A 17,312-nucleotide genomic window follows, 5' to 3' on the forward strand; every position below is an offset into this window, starting at 1 on the left:
GTGTACTGCCGCCCGGACCGGTCAGAACTGCCCCGTGAACCAGGCTTTCATGCGCTCCAACAGCGAGGGGGCATCCTCCCCCTTGAGCACCGGCGTCCGCCCAAGGTCCATCTGGCGGAAGCCATGGATCAACAGCCCGACGCCGGTGGCGTAGATGGGGTTGTTGACCACTTCCGTCATGCCCGCCACGGCCTGCGGTGACGCAAGCCGGACCGGCATGTGGAAGATCTCCTCGGCCAGTTCCACCACACCTTCCATGGTGGAGGAACCGCCGGTCATCACGATGCCCGCCGGGATCAGGTCTTCAAACCCGGACCGGCGCAACTCCGATTGCACCAGGGTGAACAGCTCCTCGTACCGGGGCTCGACCACTTCGGCCAGCGCCTGACGGGAGAGATCCCTGGGTGCTCGGTCGCCCACGCTGGGCACCTTGATGGTTTCATCCGCGCCCGCAAGCTGGGTCAGCGCGCAGGCGTATTTAATCTTGATTTCCTCGGCGTTCTGGGTCGGCGTCCGTAGCGCCATGGCGATGTCGTTTGTCACCTGGTCGCCGGCAATGGGGATCACCGCCGTGTGGCGGATGGCGCCACCGGTGAACACGGCGATGTCGGTGGTGCCGCCGCCGATGTCCACCACGCAGACACCCAGTTCTTTCTCGTCATCGGTCAGCACGGCGTGGCTGGACGCCAGCTGCTCCAGGATGATGTCGTCCACGTCCAGGCCGCAACGGCGTACGCACTTCTCGATGTTCTGGGCGGCGTTCACCGCGCAGGTCACCAGATGCACCTTGGCTTCCAGGCGGACGCCGGACATACCCATGGGCTCCTTGATGCCTTCCTGGCTATCGATCACAAACTCCTGGGGCAGGATGTGCAGGATCTTCTGGTCCGCCGGAATGGCCACCGCCTGGGCCGCGTCGATCACCCGGTCGATGTCCGCCTGGGTAACCTCACGGTCCCGGATGGCGACGATGCCGTGGGAGTTGAGACTCTTGATGTGGCTACCGGCAATGCCGGCGTACACCGAGTGAATCCGACAGCCCGCCATCAGCTCGGCCTCTTCCACGGCCCTCTGAATGGCCTGCACGGTGGTTTCGATGTTCACTACGACACCACGCTTCAGGCCCCGGGACGGGTGCGAACCGATCCCGACCACCTCAATGGTGCCGTCCACCTTGCGCTTGCCGACAATGGCCACCACCTTGGAGGTGCCGATGTCCAGGCCTACGATCATGTTTTCCGTTACATCCGATGACATGTGTTTCACCAAACCTGAGGTCTGTCGTTACATTGCTAGGATTTTGGTCCGCCCGCGGGTTCATCCCGTTTCCACCGAACCGCTACGCCGTTCCCGTATCGGGCATCAATCCGGCTGACCTCTGCCGCGTGGGAGGCCAGTCGCGATTCATACACGGTCAGGAACCGGTCAAACCGTTCCGCCACCTGGTCCCGGCCAAGCTCCACCTGGATGCCGTTGGCCAGGCTCAGGGTCCACGCGCCCCGGGACGCCAGGGACAGCCCGGCAAAGCCCAGCCCGTGGGCCGCCAGCCGGTCGCTCAGGCTGCGCGCCATATCGATCACCTCGCGGACCTGTTCATCGGGCCCAGACAGAGTCGGTAGCGTGCCCGCCACCTCCGGGTTGGCCGGCCTAAACACCTCGCCTTTTCGGCTCACCAGCCGACCGTCGCCCCAGTAGGCCAGCGGCTTCTTCTCCCGGATATTCACCACCAGCCGATCCGGCCAGACCCGGCGGACCGCCGCGGAATCCACCCACGGGCGCCGCTCGAGGTCCGCCTTGATATCCGACAGATCCGTGGCAAAGAAGCTCTTGCCAACCCACTTGCCGGCCTGACGCTCGATGGCGTTGCGGCTGTCACCAATAAAGTCGCCGTTCACGTCGATGGTCATGATCTGCTGGTCCATGGCGCCCAACAGCTTGCCGGTGCCCCAGGGCACCATGGCCGCGGCAAGCACGATGGCGGCTCCCAGGCCCACCTGCAGCCAGGGCACCGCGCGCAACAGGCCCAGCACCGTGCCGAACCGGTCATAGTCCGGCTCGGTGGTGGTGGCGCCCCGCCGACGGGGCGGCTCGGGCGGTACGGCGCGGCTTCTGAGCTGCAGGGTGTCAAGCATGGCGGTCCTCCAGCGTGTCCTTCAGGATGCGAACGACCAGTTCTTCGAAGCTGATGCCGGCGGCCTTCGCGGCCATGGGCACCAGGCTGTGGTCGGTCATGCCGGGCACTGTGTTCACTTCCAGCAGCCAGAACCGGCCGTCGGCATCCTGCATGATGTCCACCCGGCCCCAGGTGCGCCCGCCAACTGCCCGGAACGCGTCCAGGGCCAGTTGCTGCAGCCGCACTTCGTCCTCCGGCGACAGGCCGCAGGGAATCCGGTAGCGAGTGTCGTCCGCCAGGTACTTGGCGTCATAGTCGTAGAACACATGGTCCGTGCTCAGGCCGATCGCGGGCAGCGCCCGGTCCTGCAGCAGGCTCACGGTAAATTCCGGGCCGTCCACCCATTCTTCCACCAGCACCAGATCGTCCATGGCCGCCGCCTCACGGTAGGCCTCCGCCAGTTCCGCTTCGGTGATGACCTTGCGGATGCCGATGCTGGAGCCTTCATGGGCCGGTTTGACACCCAGCGGCGGGCGCAGCTCGGACAGGATCCGACCGGCCTCGTCCTCGGCGGTCATGGCCCGGAAACGGGGCGTGGGCAAACCGCAGCCTTCAAACACAAACTTGGTCCGCAGCTTGTCCATCGCCAGCGCGGACGCCAGCATCTGGCTGCCGGTATACGGTATGCCCGCCTGGGACAGGATCGCCTGGAGCGTTCCGTCTTCCCCGCCCCGACCGTGCAGGGCGATGAACACGCGATCAAATTGCGGATCTTCCACGGTCTTAAGCAAGCAGCCACGCACGTCCACACCAAAGGCATCGACGCCCGCCGACTGCAGCGCCGCCAACACCGCGCGGCCGCTCTTGAGGGACACCTCACGCTCCGCCGAATCGCCGCCCATGAACACAGCCACCCGGCCAAACGCTCGGGCAAGTTCCGGATCGGCCTGATAGGCCTGAGCCTCGCTGTGATGTCGTTCATTCACTGCGTTTTACTCCTGCCGCCGCCAACCGGGCGGCCACACCACCGATGTCACCCGCGCCCTGGGTAATCAGCAGGTCGCCGTCCCGGAGCACGTCCGCCAGCACGCTTTCGATGTCTTCGTTGTCTTCAATGAAAATTGGGTCTACCTTGCCCCGCTGCCGAATGCTGCGGCACAGGGCGCGGCCGTCGGCGCCGGAGATGGCAGGCTCCCCCGCGGAATACACCTCCATCAGCAGTAGCACGTCCACCTCCGACAGTACCCGGACGAAATCCTCGTACAGGTCCCGGGTGCGGGTGTAACGGTGCGGCTGGTACAGCATCACCAGACGACGCTCCGGCCAGGCACCATGGGCGGCGCGGATCACCGCTTCCACCTCGGTGGGGTGGTGGCCATAGTCGTCCACCAGCGTGGCGCTGGCCTTTTCGGTCTGGTAGTCGCCGTACACCTGGAAACGTCGGCCAACCCCGGCAAAGCCGGACAGGCCGCTGCAGATGGCCGCGTCGTCCACACCCTCATCGGTGGCCACGGCGATCGCCGCCAGGGCGTTGAGCACGTTGTGCCGGCCCGGCATCCGCAACTCAACCGACAGATCGGCACGGGCACCGGGGCGTTTCACAACAAACCGGGTACGGAGGCCATCGGAGACGATCTGCTCCGCCCGGTAGTCCGCGTCCGGGTTGTCGATGCCATAGGTGATGATGGCCCGGGCAATGCGGGGCTGGATTTCCCGCACGTATTCATCGTCCACACAGAGCACGGCAACGCCGTAGAACGGCAGGTTGTGGAGGAAGTCCACGAACGTCTGCTTGAGCTTTTCAATATCGCCGCCGTAGGTGTCCATATGATCGGCTTCGATGTTAGTCACCACCGAAATGACCGGCGTCAGATGCAGGAACGAGGCGTCACTTTCATCCGCCTCTGCCACCAGGTAGCGGGAGCCGCCCAGCTTGGCATTGGTACCGGCACTGTTCAGGCGACCGCCAATCACAAAGGTAGGGTCCAAGCCGGCCTCCCCGAGCACCGAAGCAATCAGGCTGGTGGTGGTGGTCTTGCCGTGGGTGCCAGCCACGGCAATGCCGTGGCGGTAGCGCATGATCTCCGCCAGCATTTCCGCCCGGGGAACGATGGGTACCCGTCGACGGCGGGCCGACACCACTTCCGGGTTGTCCGCGGTCACCGCCGAGGACACCACCACCACGTCCGCCTGGTCGCTGTGGGCGGCGTCGTGGCCGATGCGAATGTCCACACCCAGGCGCGCAAGACGCTCGGTAACGGCGCTTTGCCGGAGGTCCGAACCGGACACGTCATAGCCCTGGTTCTTGAGCACCTCGGCAATGCCACTCATACCGGAACCGCCGATACCCACGAAGTGGATCCGGCGAATCCGGCGCATTTCCGGCACCTGGAACACCAGCGGTGGGTTGGTTGAATCAGCCATTGGCGGCCTCCAGACAGTAATTCACGACTCTCTCCGTTGCATCGGGCCGGGCCAGCGAGCGCGACGCCGCCGCCATCTTCTCCACGCGGGCGCGGTCGCCAGCCAGGCTCTCAAGAATGTCCGCCAGCGCCGCCGGCGTGAGCCGGGGCTGGGGAATCAGTACCGCGCCGCCGGCCTCGACCATCTGCCGCGCGTTGGCGGTCTGGTGGTCGTCCACTGCGTGCGGGTAAGGCACCAGTACCGCCGCCACACCGGCCGCGCACAGCTCCGACACGGTCAGTGCACCGGCCCGGCAAAGGACGAGATCGGCCCAGCCGTAGGCGTCTGCCATGTCGGTGATAAACGGCTCCACCCGCCCTTCCACACCCGCGGCCGCGTATGCCTCCCGGGTGGTCTCATACTTATTTTCCCCGGTTTGATGGCGAACGTCCGGGCGCAGCACTTCCGGCACCCGCGACAGGGCCTGGGGCACCTGTTCGTTGAACACCTGCGCGCCCAGGCTGCCGCCCACCACCAGCAGGCGAAGCCGGCCGTTACGGCCCGCCAGGCGTTCCTCCGGCGCCGGCAGTCGGGCCAGATCCTGACGCACCGGATTGCCGGTGCAGCGAGTCACGACCTGCGCGCCAAAACTGCCTGGGAACGCTTCCAGAACCGTGTGCGCAAAACGCACCAGCAGACGGTTGGTCAGACCGGCGACCGCATTCTGTTCATGGATCACGAGGGGCGTCCGGGTCAGCCAGGCGGCCACGCCACCGGGGCCGGTGACAAAGCCCCCCATACCCAGCACGCAATCCGGGCGCAACCTGCGTACCACGGTAAAGGCCTCGCCCAGGGCTCGGCAAAGACGAAACGGCGCCATAAGCAGGGCCAGCCTGCCCTTGCCCCGCAGCCCGGAAACGTGAATCAGCGACAGCGGGATGCCGGTGTCGGCGATCAGCCGCTGCTCCATACCCCCGGCTGCGCCAAGCCAGAACACCTCGTGGCCCTGCGCCTGAAGCGCCCGGGCGGTGGCCAGCGCGGGGAACACATGCCCCCCGGTGCCGCCGGCCATAACCAGGAAACGGCGGGACGCGCTCATGAGGCACCTCCCGGACGCTGGCCGTCGCGCTTGTCACCGGCGCGGGCCCGGTCCTGTCGCTCCATATCGATGCGCACCAGCACACCAATGGCTATGCAGGTCATCATCAGGCTGGACCCACCGTAGCTCACCAGCGGGAGGGTCAACCCTTTGGTGGGCAGAAGGCCGGTGCTCACCGCCATGTTGATGCCCGCCTGCAGGCCAATAATCAGGCTGAGACCGTAACCAAAGCAGGCGGCGTAGGGCATGCCGGCACGCTCGGCGCGACGGGCAATCACCAGGCCGGAGACCACCAGCACCGCGAACAGAGTCAGCACGGTGATGGCACCGATCAGGCCGAATTCTTCGGCAATGATCGCGAAGATGAAATCGGTGTGGGCCTCCGGCAGGTAGAACAGCTTCTGCACGGAATTGCCCAGACCAACGCCAAACCATTCGCCGCGCCCGAAGGCAATCAGGGACTGGGTCAGCTGATAACCGCTGTCGAATTGATCCTTCCAGGGGTCGAGGTAACTGACGACGCGCTTGATCCGGTACGGCTGGGTCAGAATCAGCAGGGAGCCAATGAGGATCAGGGCCAGAATCAACGGGACGAAGCGCCCGAGCCGGACGCCGCTCAGGAAAATCATGCCGGCGGCGGCGGCCACGAGCACCACGGTGGCGCCGAAATCCGGTTCAATGACCAGCAGGAACGACGCCACGCCCAGAATCGCCAGGGGCTTGAGGAAACCCGGCCAGGTATTCAGTAGCTCGTCCCGCCGGCGCACGACGTAGCCGGCCAGATAGGCCACGAGGCACAGCTTAGCCACTTCCGACACCTGCACGTTGAACAGCCCAAAAGGAATCCAGCGGGTGGACCCGTTGACCGTACGCCCCACCGGTGTCAGCACCAGAACCAGCACCGCCAGGCCCGCCGCCAACAGCAACCAGCCGCTGCGCTGCCACCAGCTGATCGGGATGTTCACCGCCACCAGCGCCAGGCCACAGCCCATCATGGCGAACACCAGTTGCCGGATCACGTAGTAGTAGGCATTGCCGGTGGTGTCGGCGGCCATGTCCATGGAGGCCGAGGAAATCATCACCACGCCGACCACCATCAGGGCGATGGCGCTGACCAGCAGCAACGGCAGCGGCTCAACCCGCTGAAGCCAACCGGCCTGGAGCGTGTGCGCGCGAATGGACAGGGAGCCAATCATGACAACGCCTCCACCCGCTGGCGGAACTGGTCGCCCCGGTCTTCATAGTCCCGGAACATGTCAAAGCTGGCACACGCCGGTGACAGCAACACCCGATCCCCCGGCTGGGCCAGACGCCGGGCCTGGGCCAGGGCATCGTCCAGACTGCTTGCGTTCACAACGGGCACGGCGTGGCCAATGGCTGAGGCCAGCAGGGGCGCGTCGCGGCCGATCAGCACCGCCGCGCGACCGTGCAGGGACAGCGGCGCCTCCAGCGGCGCAAAGTCCGCGCCCTTACCTTCACCACCGGCGATCAGGACCACCTTGCCGTCACCGGACGCCGGCGCGAGGCTCTCGATGGCAGACACAGTCGCGCCCACGTTGGTGCCTTTGGAATCGTTGATGTACTCCACCCCGTCCAGGGTACGGATAAACTCGCACCGATGAGGCAGCCCCCGGAACCGACGAGCGACGTCCAACATGACTGGCATCGGCAGCCCTGCGGCCTTACCCAGGGCCAGCGCCGCCATCACATTGCTGACATTGTGGTGGCCGATCAGGCCCAGCTCCCGGGTCAGCAGCAGGTTGTCGAGCCCCCAGGTGATCCAGGTGCCTTCGTCATCGTCCCGGGTGCTGAAGGTTTCCGGGTTGACCCGGTGGAAGCCGTAACAGATGAACCGCAGGGTGTCCCTGGCCATGGGCGTGCTCAGGGCATCGTCCAGGTTGACGATGGCGTGGCGGGCGCCCTGGTAGATCCGCTGCTTGGCCTGGTAGTAGGCCATCTTGTTCGGATAGCGGTCCATGTGATCATCGCTGATGTTCAGGATGGTGGCCGCCAGCGCGCCGAGGTCCGTGGTGGTTTCCAGCTGGAAACTGGACAGCTCGAGGACATACAGGTCCGCCCCCCGGCCCAGCAAATCCAGCGCCGGCGTACCGATGTTGCCGCCCACTTCCACCCGCCGTCCGGCGGCCCGGGCCATCTCACCCACCAGGGTGGTCACGGTGGTTTTGCCGTTGGAGCCGGTAATGGCCACGATGGGCGCCTCGGCCACCTCCGCGAACAGATCGATGTCGCCACGGATGCGGGCGCCGTTTTCCGCCGCGGCCGCAATGGCCGGTTCCGAGATCGCAATGCCGGGGCTGACCACCAGCTCGCTGTAAGCGGTGAATCGCTCCGGCTGGAACGGCCCGAGCAACACGGGCACGTCCGGATATTCGGCGCGCAGGGTGTCCAGGCCCGGCGGTTCGGCGCGGCTGTCCGCCACGGCAACGGACCGCCCCTGCGCCTGCAGGAAGCGCACGCAGGAGAGCCCGGTTTTCCCGAGCCCTACCACCAGCGTTCGACGATCCGATGCAATCACACTCATGGACAAATCCGTTCAGCGTATCTTGAGGCTGGCCAGGCCAATCAGCACCAGCACCACGGTAACCACCCAGAAACGGACGATCACTCGCGGCTCAGGCCAGCCTTTGAGTTCAAAATGATGGTGCAGCGGTGCCATGCGAAAAATGCGGCGACCGGTCAGGCGGAAGGACGCCACCTGCAGGATCACCGACACGGTTTCCATCACAAACACGCCGCCCATGATGAACAGCACAATTTCCTGGCGCACGATCACGGCCACCACACCCAGGGCCGCGCCCAGCGCCAGCGCGCCCACGTCTCCCATGAACACCTGCGCGGGATAGGTGTTGAACCAGAGAAACCCCAGGCCGGCCCCCACCAGGGAACCGCAGAAAATGATCAGCTCGCCGGTACCGGGCAGGTGGGGAATCAGCAGGTAATTGGCAAACTGCGCGTGGCCGGACAGATAAGCAAACACCGCCAGCGCGCCGGCTACCATCACCGTGGGCATGATCGCGAGGCCGTCGAGCCCGTCGGTCAGGTTGACGGCGTTGCTGCTGCCCACTATCACGAAGTAGGTCAGCAGGATGAACAGCACCGGGCCCAGGGTCAGCGAGACCTGCTTCATGAAGGGCAAGTAGAGCGAGGTTTCCTGGGGCAGCGAAGCGCTGCCGTACAAATAGAGGGCCGCGCCGGCGCCGATCACCGACTGCCAGAGGTACTTCCAGCGGGCAGGCAGGCCGCGGGGGTTACGCTCAACGACCTTGCGGTAATCGTCGACCCAGCCGATGGCGCCGAACAGCAGTGTCACCAGCAGGGTGACCCAGACGTAGCGATTGCTCAGATCCGCCCAAAGCAGGGTGCTGACCGCAATCGCCACCAGAATGAGCGCACCTCCCATGGTAGGCGTGCCGGCCTTGCTCAGGTGAGACTGCGGGCCATCGTCGCGAACGGCCTGGCCAATCTGATACTGGCTGAGCTTGCGGATCATCATCGGGCCGATCATCAGTGAGATCAGCAGCGCGGTCAGAATGCCCAGGATGGCGCGCAGGGTCAGGTACTGAAACACCGTCAGCGCCGAAAAATACTGGGAAAGAATCTCTGTCAGCCAGAGCAGCATGCGTTAGTCACCTTCTTTTGAATTCCCTCCACCACGCGGTCCATGGCGGAACTGCGAGAACCTTTCACGAGCACCGTCATATCGGCACCCGGCGTAGCCAGAACCGCGTCCACCGCGGCCTGGTGATCGGTCATTATTTCTGTCTGCGGGCCAAAGCCGTCGGCGTATCCCTCGGCACCCGCACCCACCGCCAGCAGGCGCTGTATGCCCAGCTCCCGCGCACAGGCACCGACCTCCCGGTGGTAGTCACGAGCCCGGGGCCCCAGTTCGGCCATCGCCCCCAACACCGCCACGGTCTGCCCCGGTTCCCCGGACAGTACCGCCAGCGCCGCCTTGATGGACGCCGGATTGGCGTTGTAGCTGTCATCAATCACCGTCAGATGCTCGCTCAGCACCATCCGGTTGAGCCGGCCCTTGACCGGCTGCATGCGGGCAAAGCCCGCTTGCAACTGCGCATCGGTGGCGCCCAGTGCCCGGGAGGCGGCGATCACCATGAGCGCATTCGCCTGGTTGTGAACGCCCGGCAGGGGCAGAGACAGTTCAAGCTGCCAGCCGTCAGGGCCAGCGACGGTCAGCCGCTGCTGGCCGTGGTCATCAACCGCCCGCAGCAACCGGTAATCGGCGTCTTTCCGCCCCTGCTGGCTGATGCTGACGACGCGGCGTTCACCGGCTCGCTGGCGCCAGATGTCAAAGGCCGGGTCATCCCGGTTCAGCACCACGACACCGCCGTCCATGACGCCCTCAATAATCTCGCCCTTGGCCTCCACGATGTTCTCGTAGCTGCCAAAACGCTCCAGGTGCGCCTGGCCGGCGTTGGTCAGCATCACCACCTCGGGGCGGGTGATCGCCACCGTGTGGGCAATCTCGCCCACGCCGCTGGCACCCAGCTCGATCGCGCCGAAGCGGTGCTCGGGCGCCAGGCGAAAAAGCGTCAGGGGCACGCCAATGTGGTTGTTCAGGTTGCCCTCGGTGGCCAGTGTGGGCCCCATTTCGGACAGAATCGCCGCCGCCATTTCACGAACCGTGGTCTTGCCGCTGCTGCCGGTAACCGCCATCAGCCGGGCACCACTCTGCCGACGATGACCCGCCGCCAGCCGGGCCAGGGCGTCGACGGTATCATCCACAACCAACTGCGGCAGGGAGACGCCCGGCTGGGCCTCATCCACTACGGCGGCAGCGGCGCCGGCGGCCTCCACGCCCTTCAGGAACCGGTGGCCGTCAAACCGGTCGCCCCGAAGCGCAACAAACAGATCACCCGGGCGGACCGAACGGCTGTCGGTGGACACACCGGTGAACTGACGGTCGTCCAGGCTGTCCTGGTCGCAACGGGCGCTGGCCCACTGGCAGGCCTCGGCCAGTGAAAAGGCGCGCATCATGCCACACCCCCATTGAGTTTCAAGCAGTGGCGCACCTGCTCGGTATCGCTGAACGGCAGGCGCTGACCGGCCACGTCCTGATAGGTTTCATGGCCCTTGCCGGCGATCAGCACCAGGTCGTCCGGCCCGGCCAGCGCAATGGCCGCAGCAATGGCTTCGGCGCGGTCGTGCAGCACCCTGACCGCCTCCGGCGAATCAAACCCCGCCAGGATATCGCTGACGATGGCGGCGGGGTCTTCGGTTCTCGGGTTGTCGTCGGTGACAATGACGCTGTCCGCGAGACGCTCGGCTTCCCGGGCCATCTCCGGGCGCTTGCCCGCGTCCCGGTCGCCGCCGCAGCCAAACACACACACGAGGCGGCCGCCAACGTGGGGGCGCAGGGCCGTCAGCGCGTTGGCCAGCGCATCCGGGGTATGGGCATAATCCACCACGACCCGCTCGCCGTTGGCGCCCGAGAGACGCTCAAGGCGCCCCGGCGGCGGCACCAGCCGCGACACCGCCTGACGCACCCGGTCGACCGGCACGCCCAGCGCCATCACGGCGGCCATGGCTGCCAGCACGTTGCTGGCATTGAAGCTGCCCATCAACGGCACCTGAATATCAAAACTGCCCCACTGACCATCCACGGATGCCTCGAAGCCCTCATCAGTGGGCGAAAACCGCTTCAGCCAGAGTTCCGTCTGGGGCTCGTGCAGGCTGAAACGCACTCGATCGCACTGACCGTCCAGCTGCTCATAAAGCTGGCGTCCGAAGGGATCGTCGACGTTGATAACCGCAAAGTGAAGACCTTCCCGGAAGAACAGCCGGGCCTTGGCCGCGCCGTAAGCTTCCATGGTGCCGTGATAATCCAGGTGGTCCCGGGTCAGGTTGGTGAACACCGCGCCGGTGACCTTGATCTGATCGGTCCGCCCCTGGTCCAGGGCGTGGGACGACACTTCCATGGCCGCGGCGCGCCCGCCCTGCTCCAGAATCCGGTACAGTTCCCGGTTGATCCGGACCACGTCCGGCGTCGTGTGACTGGCCGGGCGGAGGGCGTCGGGCATGCCGTAGCCCAGGGTGCCAAGCAGACCACAAGGGGTGCCGGTTTCCCGGAGAAGCTGGGCGACGAAACTGGTGACCGAGGTCTTGCCGTTGGTGCCGGTGACACCCACCAACCGCAGCCGCTGCGACGGGTGCTCGAAAAACCGGTCGGCAATCCGCCCGAGCTGCTGACGCAGGCCCGCCACTGGCACGATCAGCGCGCCATGGTGCTCATAACACTGCCCGGGCATCGGCGCCTCCAGCAGAACGACGATCGCGCCCGCCGCAATGGCCGCATCGATGTACTGGTCCGCTGGCGTTCGCGCACCCGCCAGGGCGACAAAAGCGTCGCCGGCACGGACATCCCGGCTGTCGGTCTGCAGGCCGTGGATGGTGACATCGAACACCGACGGCACCTCGGCAATGCCGTGCAGCAGCGCACTGAGGGACATGATGCACATGGCGTTAACCTCGCTCCCCGGAATGGCCGGGACGGGAACTTGAACCGGAGACTTCCAGCTCTGGTTTGACGTTCAGAAGTCGCAGGGCGTCGCTCATGACACGGGCAAACACCGGCGCCGCAACCTCGCCACCGTAGTATTCGCCGGACTGGGGCGCGTCCACTGCCACCACCGTGACGATCCTGGGATGATCAATCGGCGCCATACCGGCAAAAATGCCTTTGTACTGGCTGTCTTCATAGCCGTGCGCGCCGACCAGGTGCACCGTGCCGGTCTTGCCGCCGGCCGAATACAGCCCAGGGTCCGCCCGGGTGCCGGTGCCCCGGTCTACGACGCTTTTGAGCATGGCGCGCACTTCTGCCGTGACCTTCTCCGACAGAACCCGCTCGCCCCGGGGCGCTTCGTTCAGTCGCAGCAGGCTGATCGGGTAGCGGATACCACCGTTCGCCAGAACCATATAAGCCTGGGCCAGCTGCAGGGCATTGAGACTTAGACCGTAACCGTAGGAGAGGGTTGCCTCCTCCACCGGGTACCAGGAGGGTGGTGCCGGCAACACGCCGACGGCCTCACCGGGGAAGCCGATGCCAGTGGGCTGGCCAATCCCGAGGCGGCTGTAAAGGTCGCGAACGACATCGCCGCCCAAATCGTTGGCGATCCGGCTGATGCCCACGTTGGAGGATTTGACGATGATGTCGGTGAGGCTCAGCACACCGTAATTGCGCTCGTCCCGAATCGTGAAGCGCCCGAATCGGCGGTAGCCGGGATTGGTGTCGATCATATCCCCGACGTGGTATTTGCCGGAGGAAAGCGCCGCCGCCATGGTGATCGGCTTCATGGTGGAGCCGGGCTCAAACAGGTCGGTCACCGCCTTGTTGCGAAGATTGACCGGATCCAGTTGGCTGCGGTCGTTGGGGTTGTATGCACCCTGGTTGACCATGGCCAGCACTTCGCCGGTGTCCACGTCGAGCATGACCATGGTGCCACCACGGGCACTCTGGGCCTGGACCATGGCTTTCAGTTCGCGGTAGGCCAGGTACTGGAGCCGTAGATCAATACTGAGGTTCAGGTCGTGGCCTGGCTGGGCGTCGCGAATCAGCGCCAGGTCCTTGATGGCCCGACCCCGGTTGTCCTTGAGCACCCGCTTGCTGCCGGGCTCGCCGGACAGCCAGTCGTCGTAGGACAGCTCCATACCTTCCTGGCCGTGCTCATCGATGTTCGTAAAGCCGACGACATGGGACGTGACCTCACCCGCCGGGTAATAACGGCGATACTCCTGCCGGCTGTAGACACCGTCGATGCCCAGATCCATGACCTGCTGGGCCAGGGACGGCTGGATTTTACGGCGCAAATAGATAAATTCCCGGCTGGCGTAGTCCCGCAGACGCTCGCGGAGCGTGGCTTCGTGGATGCCAAGGAGCCGGGCCAGGTTGGTCAGGCGGGGCTCATCCGGATCCATGCGGGAGGGGTTGGCCCAGAGGGTCTGAACCGGCGCACTGACCGCGAGCGGCTCGCCGTGACGATCGGTGATGACACCCCGGTGTGCGTCAATGGTTTCTACCCGTATGGTGCGGACATCACCCTGCTTGCGCAGGAAGGCCTGGTCCACCACCTGCAAGTCCACCAGCCGCCAGATCAGTGCTGCCATGACGGCCAGAAACACGCCCACCACAACGGCGAACCGCCACCCTTGCCGGGTAGCGGCTGGAACGGACTGCCGTGCTGGTTGTGCTCCCTGACCGGCCACTCAAATCACCCTGACGATGGTTGCTTTTCGTTGTGTTTATCTGCCGTCACGTCGTGCTCACCGGGCTCCGGCGACCGGCAACACCGGTACCAGAACAATGTCCTCACGGCCAGGCACCACCATATCGAAGCGCTGGGCCGCCAGCTTCTCAACCCGGCCATGGGCGCTCAGGGCGCTCTGCTCAAGCAGCAACTGACTCCACTCCCGATGGTACTGATCGCGCTTGGCCTGGAGGCTGGACAGCGTGCTGAACAGAGTGCGGTTCTCATGGGCGCTGACCACCACACCGATGGACGAGGCCACCAGCAATCCGATCAACACTACCGACACCAGCACCTGCTTCTGTCTCAGCCTTTCAAAAACCTGCCGGGACAGACGCACGGCGGACACCATCCCGCCCCGGACCTTTTCCTTTCCTTTTGTCGCCGAATTGGCCGGCCGTTCGATGGCTACCGCGCCCATAACGTTTGCGCTCCCCCGCGCTGGTTAATCGTTGTAAACCCGTTCCAGCACGCGCATCACTGCACTGCGTGCCCGAACGTTGTCACGAACTTCCTCATCGCTTGCACGAATGGCCTTGCTCGCCAGCCGAAACGCCGAGCGCTCCTGGTCGGCCGTTACCGGAATGCCCTTGGGAATCTTCGGCCCGCGCGCCAGATCCCGCATGAAGCGCTTCACCAGCCGGTCTTCCAGCGAGTGGAAACTGATCACCACAAGCCGACCACCCGGCGACAGGCGTTGTGCGGCGGCCGACAGCCCCTGCTCCAGATCTTCAAGCTCGCGATTGATGTGCATCCGGATGGCCTGAAACGTCCGGGTCGCCGGATGCTTGTGCTTGTCCTTTTTCGGCACCGCGTCACTGACCAGCGCGGCCAGCTCGCGGGTGGTCTGGATTGGCGCCTCCTGACGACGCGCCACCACCTGCCGGGCAATCCGCCTGGAAAACCGCTCTTCGCCGTAGCGCCAGATCACATCAGCAATCTCCCGCTCCTCGGCAGTCGCCAGCCACTCGGCGGCGCTGGGGGACTGCTGCGGATTCATCCGCATGTCCAGGGGGCCGTCACGCAGAAAACTAAAGCCCCGCTCAGGATCGTCCAGCTGCGGTGACGATACCCCCAGGTCCAGCAGGACACCGTCTACCCGATCCCAGCCAGCCACCGTGGCCGCCTGATCAATCTCCGCAAACGAGCCGTGGAACCACGAAAACCGGCTATCGCCCTCGGCCAGGGCCCGAGCGACAGCAATGGCTTCCGGATCTTTGTCGATACCCAGCAGCCGCCCGTCACCACTCAAGGACTCGAGCATCAGGCGACTGTGGCCGCCCCGACCGAAGGTGCCATCGATGTAGCGGCCGTCGGGGCGAACCACAACCAGCTCCACCGCCAGGTCCAACAGGACCGAGCGGTGGCTCAGTGGGTCTGCCTCGTGGCGAGCCGTCATCACAGCGACAACGCCTGCATTTCCGGCGGCATATCATCGTCTCCCGAGGATTCATCCAGCCAGGCAATCCAGCGCTCTTCGCTCCACAGCTCGAGCTTGTTGCCCTGGCCAATCAACATCAGCTTCTTTTCAAGGTCCGCGTATCGGCGAAGCGTGGGCGGAATGAGGATACGCCCCGCAGAGTCCAGCTCCATTTCCGCCGCATTACCAAGCAGCAACCGCTGCAGCCGCCGTACCGACTTGTGCATGTTTGGCAGCGCCTCGATTTTTGGGCGCAGCACGTTCCATTCCGTCTCGGGGTAGATCAGCAGACAGTGCTCTTCATCGGCGTTCGCCGTCACCACGATGCGGCCACCACAGATCTGCGAGAGCGTCTCGCGGACCTTGGTCGGGATCGCCATGCGACCCTTTGCATCCATGTTGATGGCATGACTGCCAAAGAAGTTGCTCATTTACACCGTCTCTGGGGCTCTAATTTCCACAAATAACCACTAGACACCACTTTTCCCCACTTCCGCACACTATAGAAACACGCCTGAGACAATGCAAGCGCCGCCCATGGCGTCGGAGCAGGAAAACTTCCTTTTATGACAGGAACTTAGAGGCGATGATTTGAGATGGCGCAAAGGTTACGGATAAGAAAAGAATAGAAATCAACCACCTGCGCCGAAATTCAAAGACGCAAAATGAGGTTTAAGATTTTTTGGCTATAACAGGAAGGGAGTGATATCCGATATCAGTAATGCAGGAATGAAAGTGAGCTCGCCGATAAGCCGGGTTCTGTCGTGGACAGTCATTCATCTAGGGCCTGCGTCACCACAGGCCTCAAGCAACCTACCCGAATCCAGCGCGGGCCACGCCATTGGATTCCTATTTGGTCTTGCTCCAGGTGGGGTTTACCATCGCCGTGAACTGTTGCCAGTCACGCGGTGCGCTCTTACCGCACCGTTTCACCCTTACCGGCACCCGAAGGTGCTTAGGCGGTTTGCTTTCTGTTGCACTTTCCGTCGGCTCGCGCCGCCCAGGCGTTACCTGGCACCTTGCCCTATGGAGCCCGGACTTTCCTCCCCCGGCCGAGGCCGGCGGCGACTGTCTGGCGAGCTCGGGCGAGACAATACCCCCCGCCCCTCGCGCATGCAAGCAAAAGTCAGGCTTTCATGGCCAGCGCCCGCTGGTAGAGATCATTCTTGGAGCCTCCGGTCAGGTCCGCCACGATTCGAGCGGCTTTTTTCACCGGCAACTCGTCCAGCAGGCGTGCCAGCAGGCGGTCCTCGTCGAAGGACGGCGCGGCCGCCGGAGCGGCCGCCGCCCCGGCGGCCATGACCACGAACTCACCCCGAGTGCCGTTTGGATCTGCCGAAAGGGCGGCAAACACCTCGGCAGCGGGACCCGCATAGAAGGTTTCGAAGGTTTTGGTGATCTCCCGCCCCAGGACGAGCTCGCGCTCAGCCCCCAGCACCGAGATCAGGTCCTCCAGGGTATCGAGGATGCGGTGGGGCGATTCATAAAACACCAGGGTGGCTGTCTCCCGCACCAGCGACTCAAGCACACCACGACGGCCGGCCCGCTTGGCCGGCAGGAACCCGGCGAACAGGAACCGGTCGGTGGGCAGCCCGGCGGCGCTTAACGCAGCAACCGCCGCACAGGCACCGGGCACCGGGCTGACCCGGATCCCCTGGGCTCGCGCTTCACGAACCAGCACAAAACCCGGATCGGAGATAAGCGGGGTGCCCGCGTCCGAGATCAGCGCCACATCCTGCCCTGCCAGCAGCTCGTCCAGCACCTGCTGGAAGCGGTCACGTTCGTTGTGATCGTGCAGAGCCACCATTCGTTTGCGCAGGCCAAGGTGCTGCATCAGGCGCCCGGAGTGCCGCGTATCCTCCGCCGCGACCACCGCCACGGCGGTGAGGGTCTGAACGGCCCGGGTGCTCAAGTCGTCCAGATTGCCAATGGGCGTCGCCACAATAAAAAGGGTGCCTGCCCCGGGGGCGGGGGCAACACTGTTCGCCAATGAAT

15 protein-coding genes and 1 other RNA gene are annotated in these 17,312 nt (G+C 64.8%); all 16 read right to left on the bottom strand.

Annotated elements, in window-relative coordinates:
• Window positions 1–21: 21 nt before the first annotated feature.
• Window positions 22–1,257: a cell division protein FtsA gene (gene ftsA, locus V3388_RS09335; RefSeq protein ID WP_336367252.1), complete on the bottom strand. Its 1,236-nt coding sequence runs from the start codon at window positions 1,255–1,257 to the stop codon at window positions 22–24.
• A 35-nt stretch (window positions 1,258–1,292) separates the two neighbouring features.
• On the bottom strand, window positions 1,293–2,132 hold the full coding sequence (locus V3388_RS09340; RefSeq protein ID WP_336367253.1) for a cell division protein FtsQ/DivIB: 840 nt from the start codon (window positions 2,130–2,132) through the stop codon (window positions 1,293–1,295).
• Window positions 2,125–3,099: a D-alanine--D-alanine ligase gene (locus tag V3388_RS09345; protein ID WP_336367254.1), complete on the bottom strand. Its 975-nt coding sequence runs from the start codon at window positions 3,097–3,099 to the stop codon at window positions 2,125–2,127. The genes V3388_RS09340 and V3388_RS09345 overlap by 8 nt, the downstream gene beginning before the upstream one ends.
• The gene (gene murC / locus V3388_RS09350; RefSeq protein WP_336367255.1) at window positions 3,092–4,537 is read right to left on the bottom strand and encodes a UDP-N-acetylmuramate--L-alanine ligase; all 1,446 of its coding nucleotides are present in this window, start codon (window positions 4,535–4,537) and stop codon (window positions 3,092–3,094) included. The genes V3388_RS09345 and murC overlap by 8 nt, the downstream gene beginning before the upstream one ends.
• Entirely contained in the window at window positions 4,530–5,615 is a 1,086-nt protein-coding gene (murG, locus tag V3388_RS09355) for an undecaprenyldiphospho-muramoylpentapeptide beta-N-acetylglucosaminyltransferase (protein ID WP_336367256.1), read from the bottom strand. The genes murC and murG overlap by 8 nt, the downstream gene beginning before the upstream one ends.
• A complete protein-coding gene (gene ftsW / locus V3388_RS09360) occupies window positions 5,612–6,811 on the bottom strand; it encodes a putative lipid II flippase FtsW (RefSeq protein WP_336367257.1) in 1,200 nt (399 codons plus the stop codon). The genes murG and ftsW overlap by 4 nt, the downstream gene beginning before the upstream one ends.
• A complete protein-coding gene (murD, locus tag V3388_RS09365; protein WP_336367258.1) occupies window positions 6,808–8,157 on the bottom strand; it encodes a UDP-N-acetylmuramoyl-L-alanine--D-glutamate ligase in 1,350 nt (449 codons plus the stop codon). Before murD ends, ftsW begins: the two co-directional genes overlap by 4 nt.
• Before the next feature lie 12 nt (window positions 8,158–8,169).
• On the bottom strand, window positions 8,170–9,255 hold the full coding sequence (mraY, locus tag V3388_RS09370; protein WP_336367259.1) for a phospho-N-acetylmuramoyl-pentapeptide-transferase: 1,086 nt from the start codon (window positions 9,253–9,255) through the stop codon (window positions 8,170–8,172).
• Window positions 9,240–10,631: a UDP-N-acetylmuramoyl-tripeptide--D-alanyl-D-alanine ligase gene (locus V3388_RS09375; RefSeq protein WP_336367260.1), complete on the bottom strand. Its 1,392-nt coding sequence runs from the start codon at window positions 10,629–10,631 to the stop codon at window positions 9,240–9,242. Before V3388_RS09375 ends, mraY begins: the two co-directional genes overlap by 16 nt.
• Window positions 10,628–12,112 carry a UDP-N-acetylmuramoyl-L-alanyl-D-glutamate--2,6-diaminopimelate ligase gene (locus tag V3388_RS09380; protein ID WP_336367261.1) on the bottom strand — a complete coding sequence of 495 codons (1,485 nt, stop codon included), beginning with the start codon at window positions 12,110–12,112 and terminating at the stop codon, window positions 10,628–10,630. Before V3388_RS09380 ends, V3388_RS09375 begins: the two co-directional genes overlap by 4 nt.
• Before the next feature lie 4 nt (window positions 12,113–12,116).
• Window positions 12,117–13,856, bottom strand: a complete 1,740-nt coding sequence (locus tag V3388_RS09385) for a peptidoglycan D,D-transpeptidase FtsI family protein (RefSeq protein ID WP_442915625.1) — start codon at window positions 13,854–13,856, stop codon at window positions 12,117–12,119.
• Window positions 13,857–13,913: 57 nt separating this feature from the next.
• Window positions 13,914–14,318, bottom strand: coding sequence for a cell division protein FtsL (gene ftsL, locus V3388_RS09390; RefSeq protein WP_336367263.1), 405 nt, complete (start codon window positions 14,316–14,318; stop codon window positions 13,914–13,916).
• A gap of 24 nt (window positions 14,319–14,342) precedes the next feature.
• Window positions 14,343–15,296 carry a 16S rRNA (cytosine(1402)-N(4))-methyltransferase RsmH gene (gene rsmH, locus V3388_RS09395; RefSeq protein ID WP_336367264.1) on the bottom strand — a complete coding sequence of 318 codons (954 nt, stop codon included), beginning with the start codon at window positions 15,294–15,296 and terminating at the stop codon, window positions 14,343–14,345.
• Window positions 15,296–15,748 carry a division/cell wall cluster transcriptional repressor MraZ gene (gene mraZ, locus V3388_RS09400; RefSeq protein WP_336367265.1) on the bottom strand — a complete coding sequence of 151 codons (453 nt, stop codon included), beginning with the start codon at window positions 15,746–15,748 and terminating at the stop codon, window positions 15,296–15,298. Before mraZ ends, rsmH begins: the two co-directional genes overlap by 1 nt.
• A gap of 301 nt (window positions 15,749–16,049) precedes the next feature.
• Window positions 16,050–16,401: RNase P RNA component class A (gene rnpB / locus V3388_RS09405), an RNA gene on the bottom strand.
• Window positions 16,402–16,443: 42 nt separating this feature from the next.
• Window positions 16,444–17,307 (bottom strand): 16S rRNA (cytidine(1402)-2'-O)-methyltransferase, encoded by an 864-nt coding sequence (rsmI, locus tag V3388_RS09410; RefSeq protein WP_336367311.1) that lies wholly within the window; start codon window positions 17,305–17,307, stop codon window positions 16,444–16,446.
• Between the last annotated feature and the right edge of the window lie 5 nt (window positions 17,308–17,312).

The sequence above is a fragment of the Marinobacter sp. C2H3 genome (assembly GCF_037080155.1).
In the GTDB taxonomy this organism is placed as follows: domain Bacteria; phylum Pseudomonadota; class Gammaproteobacteria; order Pseudomonadales; family Oleiphilaceae; genus Marinobacter.